This is a genomic window from Mangrovicoccus algicola (genome assembly GCF_014903745.1).
GTDB classification, from domain to species: Bacteria; Pseudomonadota; Alphaproteobacteria; order Rhodobacterales; family Rhodobacteraceae; genus Mangrovicoccus; species Mangrovicoccus algicola.
Map to the genome: position 1 here is coordinate 16,961 of NZ_JACVXA010000004.1, position 18,627 is coordinate 35,587.

Below are 18,627 nucleotides of genomic sequence, written 5' to 3' on the forward strand. Positions count from 1 at the left end.
GTCAGCCGATCCGCCCGGCCGCGATGGCCGCCAGCACCTCCGCGCGGCGCGGCGGGTTGCAGCCGGTGCGCGTGCAGTTCATCGCCGCCGCCCAGGCCGCGCGGGCCAGCAGCGTCTCCAGTGCCGGACCCTCCAGCGCCGCCAGCGCGGCGCGATCGCGGCAGCCCGCCTCCTGGATGCCCGCCAGCAGGTTGCCCATGAAGGTATCGCCCGCCCCGACCGTGTCCGCCACCGTCACCCGCGGCGCGGCGACCCGGGCGCGTCCTGCCGCGGTCAGGCCAAGCGCGCCCTCGGCGCCGCCCGTCACCACCACCAGCCCGGCGCCCGCGGCGATCCGCTCGGCCGCGAAATCGGCATGGGCCTGGCCGGGGCGAAGGTAATCCAGATCCTCGGCGCTGATCTTCACCACCGCGGCCGCGGCGAAGAGGGCCTCCACCCGCTTTTCCCAGGCAGGCCGGTCGGTGATCATGTTGGCGCGCACATTCGGGTCGAAAGCCAGCATCTGGCTGCGCGCCTGCGCCAGGGCGAAGCGCAGGATGTTGCCCGCGCCGGGCTCGGGGATCAGCGAGATGGAGCCCACCGCGAGGATGTCGCCGGGCTGCGGGTCGATCCCGGCAGCGGTGGGCGCCATGTTCACCGCCGCGCTGTCGCGGTCATAGAAGGCATAGCGCGGCTCGCCGGTGGACATGTCGACGAAGGCCAGGGTCGAGGGGTCGTCGCTGCGCGGGGTCAGCCCGGTCTGCACGCCATGGGCCTGCATGTCCGCCAGCAGCCGCTCGCCGAAAAGGTCGCGGGAGATCGCGCCGAGGAAATGCGCCTCCGCCCCCGCGCAGGCGGCGGCCTTGGCGGTGTTCATCGGCGATCCGCCGGGCAGGGGCAGGAACGCCTCGCCCGCCGCGGCGGGGACGGGGACGAAATCCATGATCGCCTCGCCGCAGACGAAAATCCGTGCCATTCTCTCCTCCCTTTTCGAGTATTTGCCAGCGTTATGGGCGAAAGCCCCGGGTTTTGCACGCTGTATTCGTAAAACAGTTTTAGAAATTCGCAACCACGCCGGGCAAGCGCAGTTCGGTGACGAGGTCGCGCACCTCCTGGCGGGCGGCGATGTTCGACATCGTCAAGGCCCCGGCGCCCAGGTCGCGCAGATCCAGCAGCGTCAGCCCGCGTGGAAACAGCTCGCGGAAGATGACCCGTTCGGCAAAGCCCGGCGCCACGCGGAACCCGATGCGGCGCGACAGCTCGGCCAGCGCGTCGCCGACGCGTTTCTTGTTGTGCATCTGCTGCGACCCCATGCGGTTTCGCAGGACGATCCAGTCGATCGGCGGCAGCCCGGCCCGCGCCCGCAGCTGCCGCGCCCCCCAGACCATCTCGGCATAGACCGAAGGCCCGGTGATCGCGCCGGTATCGGGGTCGTGATGGGCCAGCAGGTCGAAATCGATGAAGCTGTCATTGAGCGGCGTGACAAGGGTATCGGCCAGCGAATGGGCCACCTGGCTCAGCCGGGTGTGATTGCCGGGACAGTCGATGATCAGGAAATCCTGGCTGTCCTCAAGCGCGGCGATGGCAAGGTCCAGGCGCAGGTCGTAGACATTGCTGCCCTCGGGCACGTCGGCGGGGTCGATCTCGGGCAGGGGCAGGTAATGCGGCATGGCCAGGTCCAGCCCCTCGCGGCGGCAGAAGGCCAGGCGGTTCTCGACGAAACGGCCGAAGGACCGCTGGCGCAGGTCCAGGTCGATGCCGCCCACCCGGTGTCCCATCCGCACCAGCGCCGTCGCCAGATGCATGGTGGTGGTCGATTTGCCGGAGCCGCCCTTCTCGTTGCCGACGACGATGATATGGGCCATGTGGCGGAACTCTCATGCTGGGATGGCGCGTGCCGCAGGCGCGGCGGCGGCAACCCTATGTCCTCGTGCGGGCAAAGAAAAGTGCTGCCGTGAGGGGCAGGCGCGACGCGGCGCGGGGCCTGCCCCGCCTGCGGCACCGGCGCCGCGCCCGCGGGTTTTCCCGCGGCGCCGGGGCTGCTAGGCTGACCGGGGCGAAAAGCCGCCCGGGGCGGTCAGGAAGGATGCGGGATGAAGGTCAAGATCGACGTGGACATGACACCCATGGAGGCGCGCGAGCTGATGGGCCTGCCCGATGTGCGCCCGATGCAGGAGGCCTGGCTGGACAAGATGAACGCCAAGCTCGAGGAGCACATGGACCAGCTGACCCCCGAGGCGATGATCCAGAACTGGATGAAGGCGGCCGGCGGCAATGCCGAGATCATGGCCGATTTCATGTCCGCCTTCATGAACATGAGCTCGAAGGGCTGAGCGCCCGCGGGGCTCAGCCCCGCCGCACCGAGACGCTTTGCGACAGCATGCGGGCGGCCCCGCGATTTTCCATGAAGGCGGTGTCATAGGCGTCGCGCCCCACCGCGATGACCACGGCGCTTTCGGCCCCGGCCATGCCGGTGGGATCGACGATATGCCAGCCATCCTCCAGCCAGACCTGGGCCACGGCGTGGAAATCGGGCGGCTCCACCCCGGGCGCATAGACCGAGACATAGCGTGCCGGGATGTCGGTTGCCCGGCACAGCGCGCAGAGCATGTGGGCATAGTCGCGGCAGACGCCCTGGCGGGTGGTGAACGTGTCGATGGCCGTCGTGGCCGCCGAGGAGGCGCCGGGCACGTAATCCAGTTCGGAGCGGACCCAGTCGCGGATGGCGGCCACCCGCGCCCCGCCGGGATGGCGCCCGAAATGTCGGATGGCGAAGGTCTCGAACAGGTCGGACTGGCAGAAGCGGCTGGGGCGCAGATAGGTCATCGCCTCGGCGGGCAGGTCATGCCAGGGCGCGGCGGTCAGCCCCTCCAGCGCCCTCTCGCGGCGGGTGACGTCGATGCGCGCATGGTAATCCAGGCGCATCCGCGCCTCTGGCAGCCGGGCCGCCACCCTTTCGCCGATGCCGCTTTCGCCGGGGATGCGGGCCAGGCGTGCCCCGGCGATCTGCAGCCGGCTCTCGGCGATCCGCTGGCCGGTCGTCGCCGCCGCCTCCAGGGTCAGGAACACCACCCGTTCGGCGCCCAGCTCGTATTCCATCGCCACATCGACTTCGATCCTCACACTGCCACTCCTGCCGTTTTGCATGTTGGTCCGCCTGCGAGGCTGTCAGAGCTTGGCGCCGATGTCGCCGGCAAACCCGGCCGCAACGACAAAGGGCCGCCCCGAAGGACGGCCCCGCAAGATCGCGAAGGGGGGAAGGCTCAGAAGCCCAGGCCCTCGTATTTCTTCTTGAACTTGGAGACGCGGCCGCCCTGGTCGAGCAGGCGGGTGTTGCCGCCGGTCCAGGCCGGGTGCGCCAGCGGGTCGATGTCCAGCGACAGCGTGTCGCCTTCCTTGCCCCAAGTCGATTTCGTCTGGAACACGGTCCCGTCGGTCATCTTGACGTTGATCGTGTGGTATTCGGGATGGATTTCTGCTTTCATCGATCCGGTCCTTACGCGTCGGCGCCGGCCTTGGCGGCCTTCGGCTTGTAGTTGCTGACCTCTGCGATCCGGGCAGATTTGCCGCGGCGCGACCGCAGGTAGTAGAGCTTGGCGCGACGCACGCGGCCGCGGCGCACGACCTCGATGCTCTCGATATTGGTCGAGAACAGCGGGAAGATCCGCTCCACGCCTTCGCCGAAGCTGATCTTGCGCACGGTGAAGGAACCGGCGATGCCTTCGCCGTTCTTGCGCGCGATCACGACGCCTTCGTAATTCTGGACGCGGGTGCGGGTGCCCTCGGTCACCTTGTAGCCGACGCGCACGGTGTCGCCCGCCTTGAAGTCGGGAATCTCTTTCCCGAGGGAGGCGATCTGTTCCGCCTCCAGCTGTGCGATCAGATCCATCTGATCTCTCCTGACTGCTCACGGTTATCCCGTGAAGGTGATGGCGTGCCAGAGCTCCGCGTCTTCGGCCGGGTCCGCCTTGGCGCCCGCGGGAGATGGTCCGTCCTTGCTTGTCGTCTCCGGCCCGGCATCCGGTTCGGGCGCTGGCTGAAGAGGCCGGCGCGGCAAGCGGAACCGTCGCGAGTCGGAAGTAGCGGGTCTATGGCAGCAAAGCGCGAAGAAATCAAGCGCGGCCCGCGGCATTCCGTCCGCCTGCCGCGCGGCCCGTCACAGCGTGTCGCCCAGCAGCATCTGCGGCGTGCAATCGGTGAAATTCGCGATATCCTCGACCACCGGCCCGGCCACGGCCAGGGCCGCATCGCGCGCGGCGGCATCGGCGAAGATCAGCGTGGCGACGGCATGGAACGGGGCAGGGCCGCCGCCGGGTGCGCCGCTGCCGCGCACCACCAGCGCATCGCGGATATGGGCGCCCATCTTCGCCTCCACCAGCGGCAGATGCGTGCCGGTGTAATAGTCGTGGTCGAAGCGGGTGCCGGGATCGGCGGGATAGATCACCTGCAGGGTTGCGGCCATCGTCGGTCTCCTTCTGCGGGGCGGAGTGCCCGGCGCCAGACTGGCGCAGGGGGGCGGCGTTGCGAAGCCAGACTTCCGGCGGTGTCAGTCCCCGTCCCGGTCCGCCACGTGCCGTGCCCAGAGATCGGGGCGGCGCGCCTGCGTCAGCGCCTCGGATTGCGCGCGGCGCCAGGCCTCGATCTTCGCATGGTTGCCCGACAGCAGCACCTCGGGGATGGCGCGCCCGGCCCAGTCGGCGGGACGGGTGTATTGCGGATGCTCCAGCAGGCCGTTGGAATGGCTTTCCTCCTCGGTGGAGGCGGCATTGCCCAGCACGCCGGGCAAGAGCCGCACCGCCGCATCCAGCATCGCCTGCGCCGCGATCTCGCCGCCGGTCAGGACGAAATCGCCGAGGCTGACCTCCTCGACCTGCCAGGCGTCCAGAACGCGCTGGTCCACCCCCTCGAACCGCCCGCAGAGAAGCGTCACGCCCTGCGCGCGCGACCAGCGCCGCGCCATCGCCTGGTCGAAGCGCCGTCCGCGCGGGGACAGGTAGACCAGCGGCCAGTCGCTGCGGTCCTCCGGGGTGCCCGCCATGGCCAAGTCGAGCGCATTCGAGACGACATCGGCGCGCAGCACCATGCCCGCCCCGCCGCCTGCAGGCGTGTCGTCGACATTGCGGTGCCGCCCCTCGCCGAAGGGGCGCAGGTCGATCGGGCTGAGCTGCCACAGCCCGTCCTGCAGCGCCTTGCCGGTCAGGCTTTCGCCGAGGATGCCGGGAAAGGCGCCGGGAAACAGCGTCACCACCCGGGCCTGCCAGGCGCTGACCAGTTCCGGCGTCTCCGACAGCAGGTCCCGCGGCTGCAGCGTCGCGCGGATCGACTTGCGGCCATGGCTGCGGCCGGGGGCGTCGCTCATGCCCCGGGCTCCGGCTCGTCTTCCCCGCCGATCAGGCCGGGCGGCGGGTCGGCGACGACGCGCCCGGCCGCCAGGTCCACGGTCGGCACGGCCTCGCGGGTGAAGGGCAGCAGCAGCCCGCCCTTCAGCCCGGGGCCGTGGATTTCCAGCAGGTCGCCCGCGCCATGGTCGAAGATCGCGCGGATGCGACCCAGCCGGGTGCCGCCGGTATCGACCACGTCCAGCCCGATCAGGTCGGCATGGTAGAATTCATCATCGGGCAGCGAGGGCAGGCGGTCGCGCGGCGCATAGAGGCGCACGCCCTTCAGCGCGTCGGCCGCCTCCTTGGTCGCCACCCCGCCCAGGCGCGCGGCCAGGCCGTTCTTGATCGTCCGGGTGATCTTGACGGTGAAGCTGCGGCTGCCATCCTCGGTGGTCAGCGGCGCGTAATCCGCGATCGCCTCGGGATCGGCGCAGAAGCTTTTCAGCCGCACCTCGCCGCGCACCCCGAAGGATCCGGCAATCGCCCCCACGCAGGTCAGGTCCGTCATCAGTTCATTCCCCTGCAGAAGCCCCGTGCGTCGGCGCGGCCGCCCGCATCGAGGCAGGCATCGATCGCCTGGTATTTCTGGTACTCCGCCCCGGCATAGGCGCCAAGGCCGAGAAGCGCGGCATAGAGGATCAGACGGATCATCCTGCGGGCTCCTTGCGCCGGGTCATCTTGTCATCAGCGTGGGCCGGGGGCGGCGATGCTCCCAGCCCAGGCGTTCCAGTTCGGGCTGCGCCGCGTCCTCCGCGTCTTCGGGCCAGCCGAGACACAGATAGGCGACAAGCCGCCAGGTGGCGGGCAGGTCCAGCCCGCGGCGCACGGCCCCGGGGTCGAGGATCGACACCCAGCCCATGCCCAGCCCCTCGGCGCGCGCGGTCAGCCACATCTGCATCACCGCGCAGGCCACGGAATAGCGGTGCATCTCGGGCATGGTCTGCGCGCCCAGCCCGCAGCCTTGCGGCGTGGCCGTGTCGCAGAAGACCGCCCATTGCACCGGGGCGCGGTCCATCCCCGAAAGCTTCAGCCCGGCATAAAGCCGGGCCCGGTCGCCGTCATACCCCGCCAGGGCGGCACGGTTGGCCTTGCGGAAGATGTCCCGCATCGTCTGCCGTGCCGCGGGGCTGGCCACATCGACCAGCCGCCAGGGCTGCGACAGCCCCACGGAGGGGGCGGTGTCGAGGCTTTCCAGGCAGCGTTCCAGCACGGCCGCAGGCACCGGGTCCGTGCGGAACCGGCGCATGTCGCGCCGGAGCCGCATCAGCCGGGCCAGCTCGTCGCGGAAGCCGTCCGCAAAGCGCACCGGCCTTACTCGGCTGCGGCGCCTTCGGCCTCGGCGGCCTTGGCGGCACGCTCTTCGGCGCGCTCCTTGGCTTTCTTGCCCGGCTCGCCCTTCTTGAGGTTGGCGCGCTCTTTCTTGGCGACGACGCCTGCGGCCTCCAGCATGCGCGACACGCGGTCGGTCGGCTGTGCGCCCTGGCCCAGCCAGTACTGCGCGCGCTCCAGGTCGAGGATCACGCGGCGCTCGTCGGTTTTGGCCAGGAGCGGGTTGTAGGTGCCCAGCTTCTCGATGAAGCGGCCGTCGCGCGGCATGCGCGAGTCGGAGGCGACGATGGCGTAGTGGGGGCGCTTCTTGGAGCCGCCACGGGCGAGACGGATTTTCATGGCCATGGGTGATGTCCTTTCATGTCATGGCGTTGCGGGGCGGGGATGCCGCCTTACGACTGGTGCTTCTTGTGGTGCTGGATCACTTCGGCGATGATGAAGTTCAGGAAATTCTTGGCGAATTCCGGATCCAGGTCGGCTTCGACCGCCAGCCGTTCCAGCCGGGCGATCTGAATGGCTTCGCGGCCGGGATCCGAAGGGGGCAGGTCGTGCTCCGCCTTCAGCTTGCCCACGGCCTGCGTGTGCTTGAACCGCTCGCCCAGCGTGTAGACGAGGATGGCGTCCAGCCGGTCGATGCTGTCGCGATGCCCGGCCAGCAGCGCCTGCGCGCGGTCTTCGGTCGTTTCGGTCATCGTCTGCGGGCCTCGGCTGCGTGAACGGGAATGGCGTAGGGCATGCGCAGCGCGAAGGCATGGCCCAGCGGCGGCGGCATGTCGCGACGGCGGATCGGACGCCCCATGGCCCGGCCCAGCCGGAACACCCGGCGCCACAGGACGGGCGCCTTGGCGCGGGTATAGGTCGGCCAGGTCCAGCGCGCATGGATATAGACGTGATGCATGGTGCCGTAGGGGATCATGCCGCGACCTCCGCCAGCGCATTCGGGGCAGGGTGACGCCAGACCTCGACCGGGCCGTGCCCGACCAGGTCATGCATCCCCTCGCGGACGCAACCCAGACGGCGCGCCACCGCGGCCGATGCCGGGTTCGCGGGATCGACGAAGCTGATCGCGGTGGTCCAGCCCAGCACGTCATAGCACCAGGCCCGCGCGGTGCGCGCCGCCTCGGTGGCATAGCCCTTGCCCTCGAACCCGGCCATCAGGTCCCAGCCGATTTCCGGCTCGGGCCAGCCCTCGGGGCACCAGGGGCCGATATTGCCGACGAAGGCGCCGGTGGCGGCCTCGGTCACGGCAAAGCGGCCATAGCCCATCAGCGTCCAGTGGCCGATTTCGCAGGCCAGCTGCCGCCAGGCCTGCTCGCGCGACTTCGGCCCGCCGACATGGCGCGAGCGGTCGGAGGCGTAGAATTCCGCCAGCGGCGCGGCATGCGCCGCACCGAGCGGACCCAGCACAAGGCGGTCGCTATGGAGGACGGGGACCTGCATCGTCACTTCTTCTTGCCGAAACCCGACAGGCCCGGGGGCAGGGCGGGGCCGCCGAGACCGGGCATCTTGCCCAGCCCGGGCATGCCGCCCATCTTGCCCATCTGCGCCTGCGCATCGGCCATCTCGGCCTCGGACGGCATCTTGCCGCCCATCATGCCCTTCATCTGGCGCATCAGGCCGGACTTGTTCATCTTGCCCAGCTTCTTCATCGCATCGGCCATCTGGCGGTGCATCTTCAGCAGGCGGTTGAGTTCCTGCACGTCCAGCCCGGCACCTGCGGCGATGCGTTTCTTGCGGCTGGCCTGCAGGAGCGCGGGATTGGCGCGCTCCTTCTTGGTCATCGAGCCGATCAGCGCGATCTGGCGGCGCAGGAGCTTGTCGTCCATGCCGGCGGCCTCGGCCTGCTTGGCCATCTTGCCCATGCCCGGCATCATGCCCATGACGCCCTGCATGCCGCCCATCTTGATCATCTGCTCCAGCTGCGAGCGAAGGTCGTTCATGTTGAACTGCCCCTTCTGGAAGCGCTTCATCATGCGCTCCGCCTGCTCCAGCTCCAGCGTCTCCTGCGCCTTCTCGACCAGGGCCACGATGTCGCCCATGCCCAGGATGCGCCCGGCGACCCGCTGCGGGTGGAATTCGTCCAGCGCGTCCATCTTCTCGCCGAGGCCGACGAACTTGATGGGCTTGCCGGTGACGGCGCGCATCGACAGGGCGGCACCGCCGCGGCCGTCGCCGTCCATCCGCGTCAGCACGACGCCGGAAATGCCGATGCGGCTGTCGAAATTCTCGGCGGTGGTGACCGCGTCCTGGCCGGTCAGGCCGTCGACGACCAGCAGGGTCTCGCGCGGGGTGGCGACATCGCGCACCCGCTCGACCTGGGTCATCAGTTCCTCGTCGATCGAGAGCCGGCCGGCGGTGTCCAGCATGTAGACGTCATAGCCGCCCAGCTCCGCCTGCTGCTTGGCGCGTTTCGCGATCGCCACGGCATCCTGGCCGGGAATGATCGGCAGGGTGTCGACGCCGATCTGGCGGCCGAGGATCTCCAGCTGCTCCATCGCGGCCGGACGGTTGGTGTCGAGGGAGGCCATCAGCACGCGCTTGCCGTTGCGGTCCTTCAGGCGCTTGGCCAGCTTGGCGGTGGTCGTGGTCTTGCCGCCGCCCTGCAGGCCGACCATCAGGATCGGCGCGGGCGGGCTGTCGACCTTCAGCTCGCCGGGATTGGGATTGTCGCCCGAGAGCATCTCGATCAGCTCGTCATGGACGATCTTCACGACCTGCTGGCCCGGGGTCACCGACTTGGTGACATTCGCGCCGGTCGCCTTGCGGGTGACCGCCTTGACGAAATCGCGCGTCACCGGCAGCGAGACATCGGCCTCCAGCAGCGCGGTGCGCACTTCGCGCATGGCGGTCTTGACGTCCTCTTCCGAGAGCGCCCCGGCCTTGGTCAGACGGTCGAAGACTCCGCCCAGGCGTTCCGACAGGCTTTCGAACATCCAAGGTCCTCCTAGCGACCGTTGACGACATGCCTTCCAGATGGGAGGCGGTGATCCCGATTTGAACCCGGAGCGTCATGCGGCACCGGCACCCGCGGGCGCATCGCGCTGGCGTGTGTCGATCCCGAATGCCCCGGGACCGGAAGACTCGGGGGCTTCCGGGGTGGACCCCGCGCATAGACCCGGCAGGATCGAAAGTCAATCGCCCCGCGACGGATAAGCGAAGGGCGCCCCGGATGTCCCGGAGCGCCCCCTGCCTGGCAGTCTTCTTATATGGTGCGCGCGGGCCCGGTCCCTCCGGGCCCGCGGCCTCAGTGGCTCTGGGCGTCGAGGATGGCCGCGGCCAGTTCGGCATTGGTGTACTGGCTGCCATCGACATTCAGAAGCTGCGCCAGCTGCGAATCCGCCTCGGCCGGCGAGGTGACGGCGTCGCGGGTGACCTGGGCGGTGCCGCTGCGGATGTAATCGGCCCGCAGCGCGTCGCGATCCTCCTGGGCGCCGCGCAGCGCGACCAGTTCGGCGGCGCTGTACTGTCCGGGGGCCACGCCGACGGAGGCGGCCAGCTGTTCGTCGGTATTCACCCCTGCGACCGGCGCGCTGCCGGAAAGGATGAAGGCGGCGCGGTCCTGGTCGCCGGCGTCGCGGGCATTCTTCAGCGCGGTCAGTTCGGCGGCGCTGTACTGGCCGGGCGCGACGCCCAGCGTGGCGGCGAGCTGGTCATTGGCCTGCGCGGTCACGGCGATGCCGGAAACGGCGAGGGCGAGGGCGGCAATGGTTGCTTTGCGGAACATGATATTTCCTTTCATTCGCGTTAATTCGGGTCGGTGGGCAATGTCTGTGGCGGTTGCGCCGCGATGGCTTCCCGCCTTCCGTGAAAGACAGATGGGTTCTTGCGCGAAATTGCAAAGTATGCATCTCTGGCTACAATTCTGTTCATGAGCGCACATCACAAAATGTCCATCGATGCTTGGGATGAAATCCGCACCGCCTATCACGTCGCGCGCCTTGGCACGGTTTCGGGCGCGGCCGAGGTTCTGGGCGTGCACCACGCCACGGTGATCCGCCATATCGACGCGCTGGAGAAGCGGCTGGGCACCAAGCTGTTCCAGCGCCATGCCCGCGGCTATACCGCCACAGAGGCCGGGCAGGACCTGATGCAGGTGGCGCAGGCCACGGACGACCAGTTCACCCAGCTGGCCAGCCGTTTGCGGGGGCGGGGCGATTCCGTGACCGGCGAGCTGGTCGTGACCTCGATCGAGGCGCTGTCGCCGCTGCTGTCGCCGGTGCTGGCGGAGTTCCAGATGGCCAATCCCGGCGTGACCGTGCGTTTCGTCACCGGCGACCGGGTCTTCCGGCTGGAATATGGCGAGGCGCATGTGGCGATCCGTGCAGGAACGGCGCCGAACGAGCCCGACAACGTGGTGCAGCGCTATTCGACGGTGCAGATGGCGCTCTACGCGTCGCGGGATTACCTCGGCGGGCGGGCCGTGCCGATCCCGGAAGACGAGCTGCCGGGGGAGAAGTTCATGGGCTACGAGAACATGGACAGCCGCGCGCCCTTCTACCGCTGGATGGAGGATATCGTGCCGCGGTCGAATATCGTGATGCGCGGCAGCGACGGGCGGTCGGTCAAGCACGCGATCCGGGCCGGGATCGGCCTGGGTTTCATGGCGACCTGGGAGGCCGCGCGCTACGAGGATCTCGTGCAGGTGGTGGAGCCGAAGCCCGAATGGGCCGCGCCGCTATGGCTGGTGACGCATGTCGACCTGCATCGAACGGCCAAGGTGCAGGCGATTCTGGCGCATCTCAAGACCGCCGTCGATTCGTGGAACCTGACCTAAGGATCCGCGCCGGGATGGCGTGATCGGCAAGTCAATGGCGCGGGCGGCAAGTGACATTCGCATGAAGTGACAAATTTTCATGCGATTGCGCTAAAAAAGGCGCGGAATTTGCGGGAAATCCGCCATTGCGCCGCTGTTCCGGTCTCTTTCCATATGCTAAACCCTGTTTCAGGGAGGCCGGAGGGGCCCATGACAGCGGCGCGAACCGACTTGCCGATGGCAAGGCCGCGAGACGGGCAGGGCAAGCCCCTGTCTGCCGCGGGGTGACGCGCCGCTGTCATGTTCTTCCCTTCGCAGACGCGCCCCCGGCCTGTCCCGATCCCCGCCTCATCCTCATTGGCCAGCTCACGCAGTGGGGTCCGCAGAAGGCGCGGGCTGCGGCTCCGCCTCGCTTCCCGTCAGCTCTCGTTCGAGGAAACGCTCGAAATCGTCCAGGTTGACCGGCTCGAACTGGCCGAAGCCCTGCATCCAGACGCTGGCACCGCGCAGCGCGTCGGGATCCAGCATGCACCATTTCACCCGCCCGCGCTTCTCCTGCCGGATTAGCCCGGCGCGGGCCAGGATGGCCAAGTGCTTGGAGACCGCCGCCAGCGACATCTCGAAGGGCGCGGCGACATCGGTGACGGCCATGTCATCCTCCAGCAGCATGGAGAGGATGGCCCGGCGCGTCGGATCGGCCAGGGCGGAGAAGACAAGATCGAGCGGATCATCGGACATGCGTCTGCTTAGGGCCTTTCGGGCGGCGGTGGTATCCTCTTTCGCGCGGCCCGCGCCCGTCCCGGTCAGGCGCGGCCCCGCCCTGCCGCGGCGCAACCCTGCAGGATGGAGGTAGATTCAACTTGGAGGTTGAATTTGAAAATGGCGCCACGCCCGGTGCGCGTTCTGCCGCATCTTTCTGCTTTCATGCGAAAACAAGGGGTTGGACGTGCTCGCGCGCAATTGACGAACCCCGCCGCCTCCGCCTAAAAGCACCGGGGTTGCAACGGAGGCATGCGGTGACGGACCCGGAAAGAGGGGATCGCCTCCGCGAGCTGGAAGATCGGCTTGCATCGCTGCGACGGACGCAGGAGCCCGCAGCGCCAAAGGGGGGCGGCAAGTATACCCAGGCGAATATCGCCTGGCAGATGGTGACGGAGCTGGTGGCCGGTCTGGGGATCGGCGTCGGCATCGGCATGGGGTTCGACGCGATTTTAGGGACGCGTCCCTGGATGCTGGTGCTGTTCACATTGCTGGGCTTCGCCGCGGGGGTGAAGACGATGATGAACACTGCTGCGGACATCCAGAAGAAGAAGACACAGGCGGCCCGGGCCGCCGGGACACAGGATAGCGGGTCGCAGGACCCCGAGGCGTAACGGGCGGCGGCCCGACAGAGAAGAGGACAACGACCATGGCGGATGAAGCCCAATCCGAAGGCCCCGGCCTTGTCTTTCACCCGATGGACCAGTTCCAGGTCGTTCCCCTGTTCGGTGACGGCGAGGTGCACTGGTACACGATCACCAACGTGACGATGTGGATGGCCATCACCGTGGCCTGCATCGCGGCGCTGATGGTGCTGGGCGCGAAGGGCCGCGCGGTCATCCCGGGCCGGGCGCAGTCGCTGGCGGAACTGTCCTACGGCTTCGTCTACAAGATGATCGAGGATGTCACCGGCAAGGACGGGCTGAAATACTTCCCCTATGTCATGGTGCTGTTCCTGTTCATCCTGTTCTCGAACTTCCTCGGGCTGCTTCCGGCCGCCTTCACCACCACCAGCCATATCGCCGTGACCGGCATGCTGGCCCTGGCGGTGTTCATCGGCGTCAGCGTGCTGGGCTTCGTCAAGAACGGCCCGTCCTTCCTGGGGCTCTTCTGGGTCACCTCCGCCCCGCTGGCGATCCGGCCGGTGCTGGCGGTGATCGAGGTGATCTCCTATTTCGTCCGTCCGGTCAGCCATTCCATCCGTCTTGCCGGCAACATGACCGCAGGACATGCCGTCATCAAGGTCTTCGCAGGTTTCGCGCAGCTCGTCGCGATCTCGCCGCTGGCGGTTCTGGGCGTGACCATGATGTACGGACTCGAAGTTCTCGTGGCCTTCATCCAGGCCTACGTGTTCACCATTCTGACATGCGTCTACCTGAAGGACGCACTGCATCCGCATCACTGATACGGGTCCGTCGGAACACAATCTCAGCCATTCCAACCAAGGAGAGTGACCATGGAAGGCGATATCGCAGCAATGGGCCAGTACATCGGCGCAGGTCTTTCGGCGTTCGGCATGGGGCTGTCCGCCCTCGGTGTGGGCAACGTCGCAGGCAACTTCCTGTCCGGCGCCCTGCGCAACCCCTCGGCTGCTGCCGACCAGACCGCGACGCTGTTCATCGGCATCGCCTTCGCAGAAGCGCTGGGGATCTTCTCGTTCCTCGTCGCGCTGCTGTTGATGTTCGCCGTCTGATACCGGCTGTCGATCATCCCTACGACCGGGTGGGGGCGCCTGAGCGCGCCCGCCCGTGGACATAACGGCGACCGGAGGAACCCTGATGGCCAACGAGACCCATGGCACTGACGCGGCCGGTGACGCCGTCGTCCTTCACGGCCAAGTCGTGGAGCACCCCACGGAACTGCAGCATGTCGAGGCTGGCATGCCGCAGCTCGACTTCACCACCTATGCCAACCAGATCTTCTGGCTGATCGTCGCGCTGGCCGCGATCTACTGGATCCTGTCGAAGATCGCCCTGCCGCGCATCGCCATGATCCTGGCCGAGCGCCGCGGCACCATTTCCAATGACATCGCCGCCGCCGAGGAGCTGAAATCCCAGGCGCAGGAGGCCGAGGCCGCCTATCAGAAGGCGCTGGCCGATGCGAAGGCGGAAAGCGCCCGGATCGTCGCCGAGGCCAAGGCCGAGATCAAGGCCGAGCTGGACGCCGCCATCGCCCGCGCCGACGAGGAGATCGCCGCCAAGACCGCCGAGAGCGAGAAGGCCATCGCCGCGATCCGCGCCTCCGCCTCCGAAAGCGTCGAGGCCGTCGCCAAGGACACCGCCGCCGCGCTGGTCGCCGCGTTCGGACAGGCGCCCGACCAGGCCGCGATCGACGCCGCCGTCGACACCCGTGTGAAAGGCTGAGACCATGACCCGCATCATCGCGCTTGCCCTGACGCTGGCCGCAGGCCCCGCCCTGGCCGCCGACGGCCCGTTCTTCTCGCTGCACAACACCAATTTCGTCGTCCTGCTGGCCTTCCTGCTGTTCGTGGCGATCCTCGTCTATTTCAAGGTGCCGGGCATTCTCGGCGGCATGCTGGACAAGCGGGCCGACGGGATCCGCACCGAACTGGCCGAGGCCAAGGCGCTGCGCGAGGAGGCCCAGGCGCTGCTGGCCTCCTACAAGCGCAAGCAGGACGAGATGGCCGAACAGGCGCAGAAGATCGTCGAGACCGCCCGCAAGGAGGCCAAGGCCGCCGCTGCCAAGGGCAAGGCCGATCTGGACGTCTCGATCGCCCGCCGCCTGGCCGCCGCCGAAGAGCAGATCGCCGCGGCCGAGAAGCAGGCCGTCAAGGAAGTCCGGGACGAGGCGGTCAATGTCGCCGTCGCGGCCGCGGGCGAGGTCATCGCGAAGCAGATGGACCCGGCCCGGGCGGATGCCATGTTCGACGACGCGCTCGGCCAGGTGCAGTCCAAGCTCCACTGAGCCGCGGCAGCATCCCAGATCATCAGCCCCGCCGGTCCGCCGCGCGGGGCTGTTTCGTTCCGGGGTGCCGCCGCTAGGATCTGAACCCATAAAGGGGGTTCTCTGCGGGGCCGGTCAGTGATTCACTATTGGCACTGGAGGTGATCATGGCGCGTTTCGATCTGACCGATTTCGAGTGGGGGCTGATCCAGCCCTTGCTGCCGAACAAGCCGCGTGGGGTTGCACGGGTGGATGACCGGCGGGTGCTCAACGGGATCTTCTGGGTTCTCAGGACTGGCTCTCCCTGGCGTGACCTGCCCGAACGCTACGGCCCCCCCACCACCGCATACAACCGGTTCAACCGCTGGGCCAAGGCGGGGGTCTGGGTGCAGGTCTTTGAAACCCTTGCGGAAAGATCCGCCGACAGCATGCAGTTCATCGACAGCTCGATCATTCGCGCCCATCAGCATGCGGCCTCGGGTAAAAAGGGGGCGAAGATCACGCCATCGGTCGCTCTCGTGGCGGATTGAGCACCAAGATCAATGCGATGGTCGATCATCGCGGCCTGCCTGTAGCAATCACCCTCTCTCCGGGCCATGCCTCCGACAAGGCGGCGGTCGCAGAGCTTCTGTCGGCTCATCCCGCACCGGGAGATGTCGTGGCCGACCGCGGGTATGACGCCCGCGCCATCCTCGATCTCATCGCAGCCCATGGCGGGCGGGGACATATCCCCACACAGCGCGATCGGAAGGTCCAGCGCTCGGTCGATGAGGCGCTCTACCGAAAGCGCAATCTTGTCGAGCGGTTCTTCAACAAGCTCAAGCACTTCCGAAAGGTCGCAACCCGCTACGAGAAGACAGCCAGAAACTACCTCGCAGCTGTCCTCCTCGCTTCGTCTCGCCTCTGGCTCAGGTTTTATGAGTCCGCTTCCTAGGCGCAAGCTTCGGGTCGCCTGGCGCGGCGCGGGGCGCTAGGCTGGGGACCGAGCATCGACAGGATCCGCCCATGATTGCCCCGCCCCCAGCCCAGACCGCCCCGGACCCGTCCGGCCCCGCGCTGAGCGACGACTACCATTACCGCGTGATCGGCCGCGCCATCGAGGAGATCGACCGCGCCGGGGGACAGGTCCTGTCGCTGGAGGAGCTGGCGGGCCGGATGGGGATGTCGCCCTCCCATTTCCAGCGGCTGTTCTCGGCCTGGGCCGGGGTGTCGCCCAAGCGGTATCAGCAATACCTGACGATGGACCATGCGCGCAGGCTGCTGGCGGCGCGGCATAGCACGCTGGAGACGGCCGACCGGCTGGGGCTTTCCGGGGGGGGGCGGCTGCATGACCTGTTCCTGTCCTGGGAGGCGATGAGCCCCGGCGAATATGCCCGCCGCGGCGCGGGGCTGGAGATCGGCCATGCCTGGATCGAGACGCCCTTCGGCGAGGCGCTGGCGATGGCGACGCCGCGCGGGCTTTGCGGGCTGGCCTTTTCCGGGGAATGCGGACGCGAGGCGGCGCTGGCCGACATGGCGGCGCGCTGGCCCGGGGCGCGGCATCATCCCGACCAGGCCCGCACCGGCGCGCTGGCGCAGGCGGCCTTTGCGGGCAGGGGCGGGCGGCTTCACCTGATCGGGGCGCCGTTCCAGATCAAGGTCTGGGAGGCGCTGCTGCAGATCCCCTCGGGCCATGTGACCACCTATTCCGACATCGCCCGTGCCATCGGCCATCCCAAGGCGGTGCGCGCGGTCGGCACGGCGGTCGGGCGCAACCCGGTCAGCCTGTTCATTCCCTGCCACCGGGCGCTGCGCAAATCCGGGGCGCTGGGGGGCTATCACTGGGGGCTGAACGTCAAGCGCGCGATGCTGGCCTGGGAAAGCGCGCGCGCCGAGGCGGAGGATGTCACGGTCGCGTGATTTCGTTTTCCGCCGCAGGGGCTATAGTGACGCCAAAACATCCAAGAGGCGATCCATGATCCGAGCAACCGCAATCCTTCTCTCCGGCGCCACCCTCCTGGCAGGCTGCGCCGGGATCAACACTCCCGAGAACCAGAACCGCAATACCGGCGCCATCGGCGGCGCCGCGGCGGGGGCGATCATCGGGGCCGCGACCGGCGGAGACGGCCGTGCCATCGCCATGGGGACGGCCTTGGGCGGGATCGTCGGCGCGGGCGTCGGCGAGATGCTGGACCGCCAGGCCGCCGATCTGCGGGCGCAGATGGGCAATGACCAGGTGACCGTCACCAATACCGGCGACAGCCTGCTGGTGAATTTCCCGCAGGACATCCTGTTCGCCACCGACAGCGCCTCGGTCTCCTCGGCCTCGCGCGACGAACTGGCCGGGCTGGCCCGCAACCTGCAGAACTATCCCGGCACGACGGTGCAGATCATCGGCCATACCGACAATACCGGCGATGCGGGCTACAATTTCGACCTGTCCAACCGCCGCGCGGGCGCGGTGGCGGGCGTGCTGGTGCAGAACGGCGTGACCGGCGGGCGGATCACCTCCTCGGGCCGCGGCGAGGATCAGCCGGTGGCCTCCAACCTGACGCCGGAGGGCCGCGCCCAGAACCGCCGCGTCGAGGTCGTCATCACCCCCGCGGCCTGATCCGGCCTGCCTCGCGCGGCGGCGGTGCCGCTGCGCGATTGCCCTTGGCCCCGCTCCGGTTATACAACCTGACCGGAACGGGAGCCGCACATGACCTTCAGACGCATCGAGCCGGAAAAGCTGAGCCAGGCCGTCGTCCGCCAGATCGAGGACCTGATCCTGCGCGGCGTGCTGCGCCCGGGCGAGCGTCTGCCGGCCGAACGCGACCTGTCCGAGAAGCTGGGCGTGTCGCGCCCCTCGCTGCGCGAGGCGGTGGCGCATCTGCAGGAGCAGGGGCTGCTGACGGCGCGGGCAGGCTCGGGCGTCTTCGTGGCAGAGGTTCTGGGATCGGCCTTCTCGCCGGCGCTGGTGCGGCTCTTCGCGACCAACGAGGATGCGGTCTTCGACTATGTCGATTTCCGCCGCGACCTGGAAGGCCTGGCCGCGGAACGTGCCGCGCGCATGGCCTCCGATACCGACCTGAAGGTGATCGACACGATCTATCGCCGCATGGAAGTGGCGCATCGCAAGCGCAACCCCGCAGACGAGGCGCGGCTGGATGCCGAATTCCACCTGTCGATCGTCGAGGCCAGCCACAATGTCATCACGCTGCACATGATGCGCTCGATGTTCGAGCTGCTGCGCGAGGGCGTGTTCTACAACCGCCAGATCATGTTCCGCCAGCGCGCCACGCGCGACACGCTGCTGGCCCAGCATGGCGACATCAACCGCGCGCTGCAGGAGCGCGACCCCGATGCCGCCCGCGCCGCGGTGGCGGCGCATATGGATTTCGTCGCCCGCTGCCTGAAGGAGCAGCAGAAGGCCGACAAGCACGAGGCCGTGTCCCGGCAGCGGCTGGAACATGAACAGGCCCGCCGCGGCTGAGCCCGGCTTGACAGCGCCGCCCGCGCGGCGTAGCGCGGGGATAGGTTCCGGCACCTGCCGCCCGCGGC

28 protein-coding genes are annotated in these 18,627 nt (G+C 68.3%); 11 read left to right on the forward strand and 17 right to left on the reverse strand.

Annotated elements, in window-relative coordinates:
* Position 1 precedes the first annotated feature (1 nt).
* Together ICN82_RS01540 and ICN82_RS01545 are read right to left on the reverse strand one after the other, a co-directional pair.
* Entirely contained in the window at positions 2-955 is a 954-nt protein-coding gene (locus tag ICN82_RS01540) for a carbohydrate kinase family protein (RefSeq protein WP_193179075.1), read from the reverse strand.
* A 79-nt stretch (positions 956-1,034) separates the two neighbouring features.
* On the reverse strand, positions 1,035-1,844 hold the full coding sequence (locus ICN82_RS01545; protein ID WP_193179076.1) for a division plane positioning ATPase MipZ: 810 nt from the start codon (positions 1,842-1,844) through the stop codon (positions 1,035-1,037).
* Positions 1,845-2,072: 228 nt separating this feature from the next.
* Here ICN82_RS01545 and ICN82_RS01550 point away from each other — a divergent pair, with 228 nt between their 5' ends.
* Positions 2,073-2,312 (forward strand): DUF6489 family protein, encoded by a 240-nt coding sequence (locus tag ICN82_RS01550; protein WP_193179077.1) that lies wholly within the window; start codon positions 2,073-2,075, stop codon positions 2,310-2,312.
* A 13-nt stretch (positions 2,313-2,325) separates the two neighbouring features.
* On the opposite strand, the gene ICN82_RS01555 is transcribed toward ICN82_RS01550, so the two are convergent.
* The 14 genes from ICN82_RS01555 to ICN82_RS01620 form a co-directional block, all read right to left on the reverse strand.
* The gene (locus ICN82_RS01555; protein WP_193179078.1) at positions 2,326-3,102 is read right to left on the reverse strand and encodes a transglutaminase-like domain-containing protein; all 777 of its coding nucleotides are present in this window, start codon (positions 3,100-3,102) and stop codon (positions 2,326-2,328) included.
* Positions 3,103-3,242: 140 nt separating this feature from the next.
* Positions 3,243-3,464, reverse strand: coding sequence for a 50S ribosomal protein L31 (gene rpmE, locus ICN82_RS01560; protein WP_193179079.1), 222 nt, complete (start codon positions 3,462-3,464; stop codon positions 3,243-3,245).
* An 11-nt stretch (positions 3,465-3,475) separates the two neighbouring features.
* Complete coding sequence (rplS, locus tag ICN82_RS01565; RefSeq protein WP_193179080.1) at positions 3,476-3,868, reverse strand: 50S ribosomal protein L19; 393 nt, start codon at positions 3,866-3,868, stop codon at positions 3,476-3,478.
* Positions 3,869-4,135: 267 nt separating this feature from the next.
* Positions 4,136-4,441 carry an EthD family reductase gene (locus ICN82_RS01570; protein WP_193179081.1) on the reverse strand — a complete coding sequence of 102 codons (306 nt, stop codon included), beginning with the start codon at positions 4,439-4,441 and terminating at the stop codon, positions 4,136-4,138.
* Positions 4,442-4,525: 84 nt separating this feature from the next.
* Positions 4,526-5,338: a tRNA (guanosine(37)-N1)-methyltransferase TrmD gene (trmD, locus tag ICN82_RS01575; RefSeq protein ID WP_193179082.1), complete on the reverse strand. Its 813-nt coding sequence runs from the start codon at positions 5,336-5,338 to the stop codon at positions 4,526-4,528.
* Complete coding sequence (rimM, locus tag ICN82_RS01580; RefSeq protein ID WP_193179083.1) at positions 5,335-5,868, reverse strand: ribosome maturation factor RimM; 534 nt, start codon at positions 5,866-5,868, stop codon at positions 5,335-5,337. The genes trmD and rimM overlap by 4 nt, the downstream gene beginning before the upstream one ends.
* Positions 5,868-6,011, reverse strand: a complete 144-nt coding sequence (locus ICN82_RS01585) for a hypothetical protein (protein ID WP_193179084.1) — start codon at positions 6,009-6,011, stop codon at positions 5,868-5,870. The genes rimM and ICN82_RS01585 overlap by 1 nt, the downstream gene beginning before the upstream one ends.
* 22 nt (positions 6,012-6,033) lie before the next feature.
* On the reverse strand, positions 6,034-6,666 hold the full coding sequence (bluB, locus tag ICN82_RS01590) for a 5,6-dimethylbenzimidazole synthase (RefSeq protein WP_330998943.1): 633 nt from the start codon (positions 6,664-6,666) through the stop codon (positions 6,034-6,036).
* A 5-nt stretch (positions 6,667-6,671) separates the two neighbouring features.
* Entirely contained in the window at positions 6,672-7,034 is a 363-nt protein-coding gene (rpsP, locus tag ICN82_RS01595) for a 30S ribosomal protein S16 (RefSeq protein ID WP_193179085.1), read from the reverse strand.
* 47 nt (positions 7,035-7,081) lie between these two features.
* Positions 7,082-7,381 (reverse strand): chorismate mutase, encoded by a 300-nt coding sequence (locus tag ICN82_RS01600; protein ID WP_193179086.1) that lies wholly within the window; start codon positions 7,379-7,381, stop codon positions 7,082-7,084.
* Entirely contained in the window at positions 7,378-7,605 is a 228-nt protein-coding gene (locus ICN82_RS01605) for a hypothetical protein (protein WP_193179087.1), read from the reverse strand. The genes ICN82_RS01600 and ICN82_RS01605 overlap by 4 nt, the downstream gene beginning before the upstream one ends.
* A complete protein-coding gene (locus tag ICN82_RS01610) occupies positions 7,602-8,129 on the reverse strand; it encodes a GNAT family N-acetyltransferase (protein ID WP_193179088.1) in 528 nt (175 codons plus the stop codon). The genes ICN82_RS01605 and ICN82_RS01610 overlap by 4 nt, the downstream gene beginning before the upstream one ends.
* A 2-nt stretch (positions 8,130-8,131) precedes the next feature.
* Entirely contained in the window at positions 8,132-9,622 is a 1,491-nt protein-coding gene (gene ffh / locus ICN82_RS01615) for a signal recognition particle protein (RefSeq protein WP_193179089.1), read from the reverse strand.
* A gap of 311 nt (positions 9,623-9,933) precedes the next feature.
* Positions 9,934-10,413, reverse strand: coding sequence for a hypothetical protein (locus ICN82_RS01620; RefSeq protein WP_193179090.1), 480 nt, complete (start codon positions 10,411-10,413; stop codon positions 9,934-9,936).
* 168 nt (positions 10,414-10,581) lie between these two features.
* On the opposite strand from ICN82_RS01620, the gene ICN82_RS01625 reads away from it, so the two are divergent.
* The gene (locus ICN82_RS01625; protein WP_193179196.1) at positions 10,582-11,463 is read left to right on the forward strand and encodes a LysR family transcriptional regulator; all 882 of its coding nucleotides are present in this window, start codon (positions 10,582-10,584) and stop codon (positions 11,461-11,463) included.
* Between the two features lie 345 nt (positions 11,464-11,808).
* Here ICN82_RS01625 and ICN82_RS01630 read toward each other — a convergent pair whose 3' ends face one another.
* Positions 11,809-12,180, reverse strand: coding sequence for an ArsR/SmtB family transcription factor (locus ICN82_RS01630; RefSeq protein WP_193179091.1), 372 nt, complete (start codon positions 12,178-12,180; stop codon positions 11,809-11,811).
* A 278-nt stretch (positions 12,181-12,458) separates the two neighbouring features.
* Between ICN82_RS01630 and ICN82_RS01635 the strand changes: the two genes are divergently transcribed.
* The 9 genes from ICN82_RS01635 to ICN82_RS01675 all read left to right on the forward strand — a co-directional run bounded on the left by ICN82_RS01635 (position 12,459) and on the right by ICN82_RS01675 (position 18,559).
* Positions 12,459-12,815, forward strand: coding sequence for an AtpZ/AtpI family protein (locus ICN82_RS01635; RefSeq protein ID WP_193179092.1), 357 nt, complete (start codon positions 12,459-12,461; stop codon positions 12,813-12,815).
* A gap of 35 nt (positions 12,816-12,850) precedes the next feature.
* Positions 12,851-13,606, forward strand: a complete 756-nt coding sequence (locus ICN82_RS01640) for a F0F1 ATP synthase subunit A (protein WP_193179093.1) — start codon at positions 12,851-12,853, stop codon at positions 13,604-13,606.
* A 51-nt stretch (positions 13,607-13,657) separates the two neighbouring features.
* Positions 13,658-13,894: a F0F1 ATP synthase subunit C gene (locus ICN82_RS01645; RefSeq protein ID WP_193179094.1), complete on the forward strand. Its 237-nt coding sequence runs from the start codon at positions 13,658-13,660 to the stop codon at positions 13,892-13,894.
* Between the two features lie 85 nt (positions 13,895-13,979).
* Entirely contained in the window at positions 13,980-14,564 is a 585-nt protein-coding gene (locus ICN82_RS01650; RefSeq protein WP_193179095.1) for a F0F1 ATP synthase subunit B', read from the forward strand.
* A 4-nt stretch (positions 14,565-14,568) separates the two neighbouring features.
* Complete coding sequence (locus tag ICN82_RS01655) at positions 14,569-15,126, forward strand: F0F1 ATP synthase subunit B (protein WP_193179096.1); 558 nt, start codon at positions 14,569-14,571, stop codon at positions 15,124-15,126.
* Positions 15,127-15,272: 146 nt separating this feature from the next.
* Positions 15,273-16,039 (forward strand): IS5 family transposase gene (locus ICN82_RS01660; RefSeq protein ID WP_226898213.1). Its coding sequence is split into 2 segments (ribosomal slippage): positions 15,273-15,597 and positions 15,597-16,039, totalling 768 coding nucleotides; the frame shifts between segments, so codons are not numbered across the junction.
* A gap of 71 nt (positions 16,040-16,110) precedes the next feature.
* The gene (locus ICN82_RS01665) at positions 16,111-17,004 is read left to right on the forward strand and encodes a methylated-DNA--[protein]-cysteine S-methyltransferase (protein ID WP_193179097.1); all 894 of its coding nucleotides are present in this window, start codon (positions 16,111-16,113) and stop codon (positions 17,002-17,004) included.
* Positions 17,005-17,059: 55 nt separating this feature from the next.
* Positions 17,060-17,695, forward strand: coding sequence for an OmpA family protein (locus tag ICN82_RS01670; protein WP_193179098.1), 636 nt, complete (start codon positions 17,060-17,062; stop codon positions 17,693-17,695).
* 90 nt (positions 17,696-17,785) lie between these two features.
* Complete coding sequence (locus ICN82_RS01675) at positions 17,786-18,559, forward strand: FadR/GntR family transcriptional regulator (RefSeq protein ID WP_193179099.1); 774 nt, start codon at positions 17,786-17,788, stop codon at positions 18,557-18,559.
* Positions 18,560-18,627: the final 68 nt, after the last annotated feature.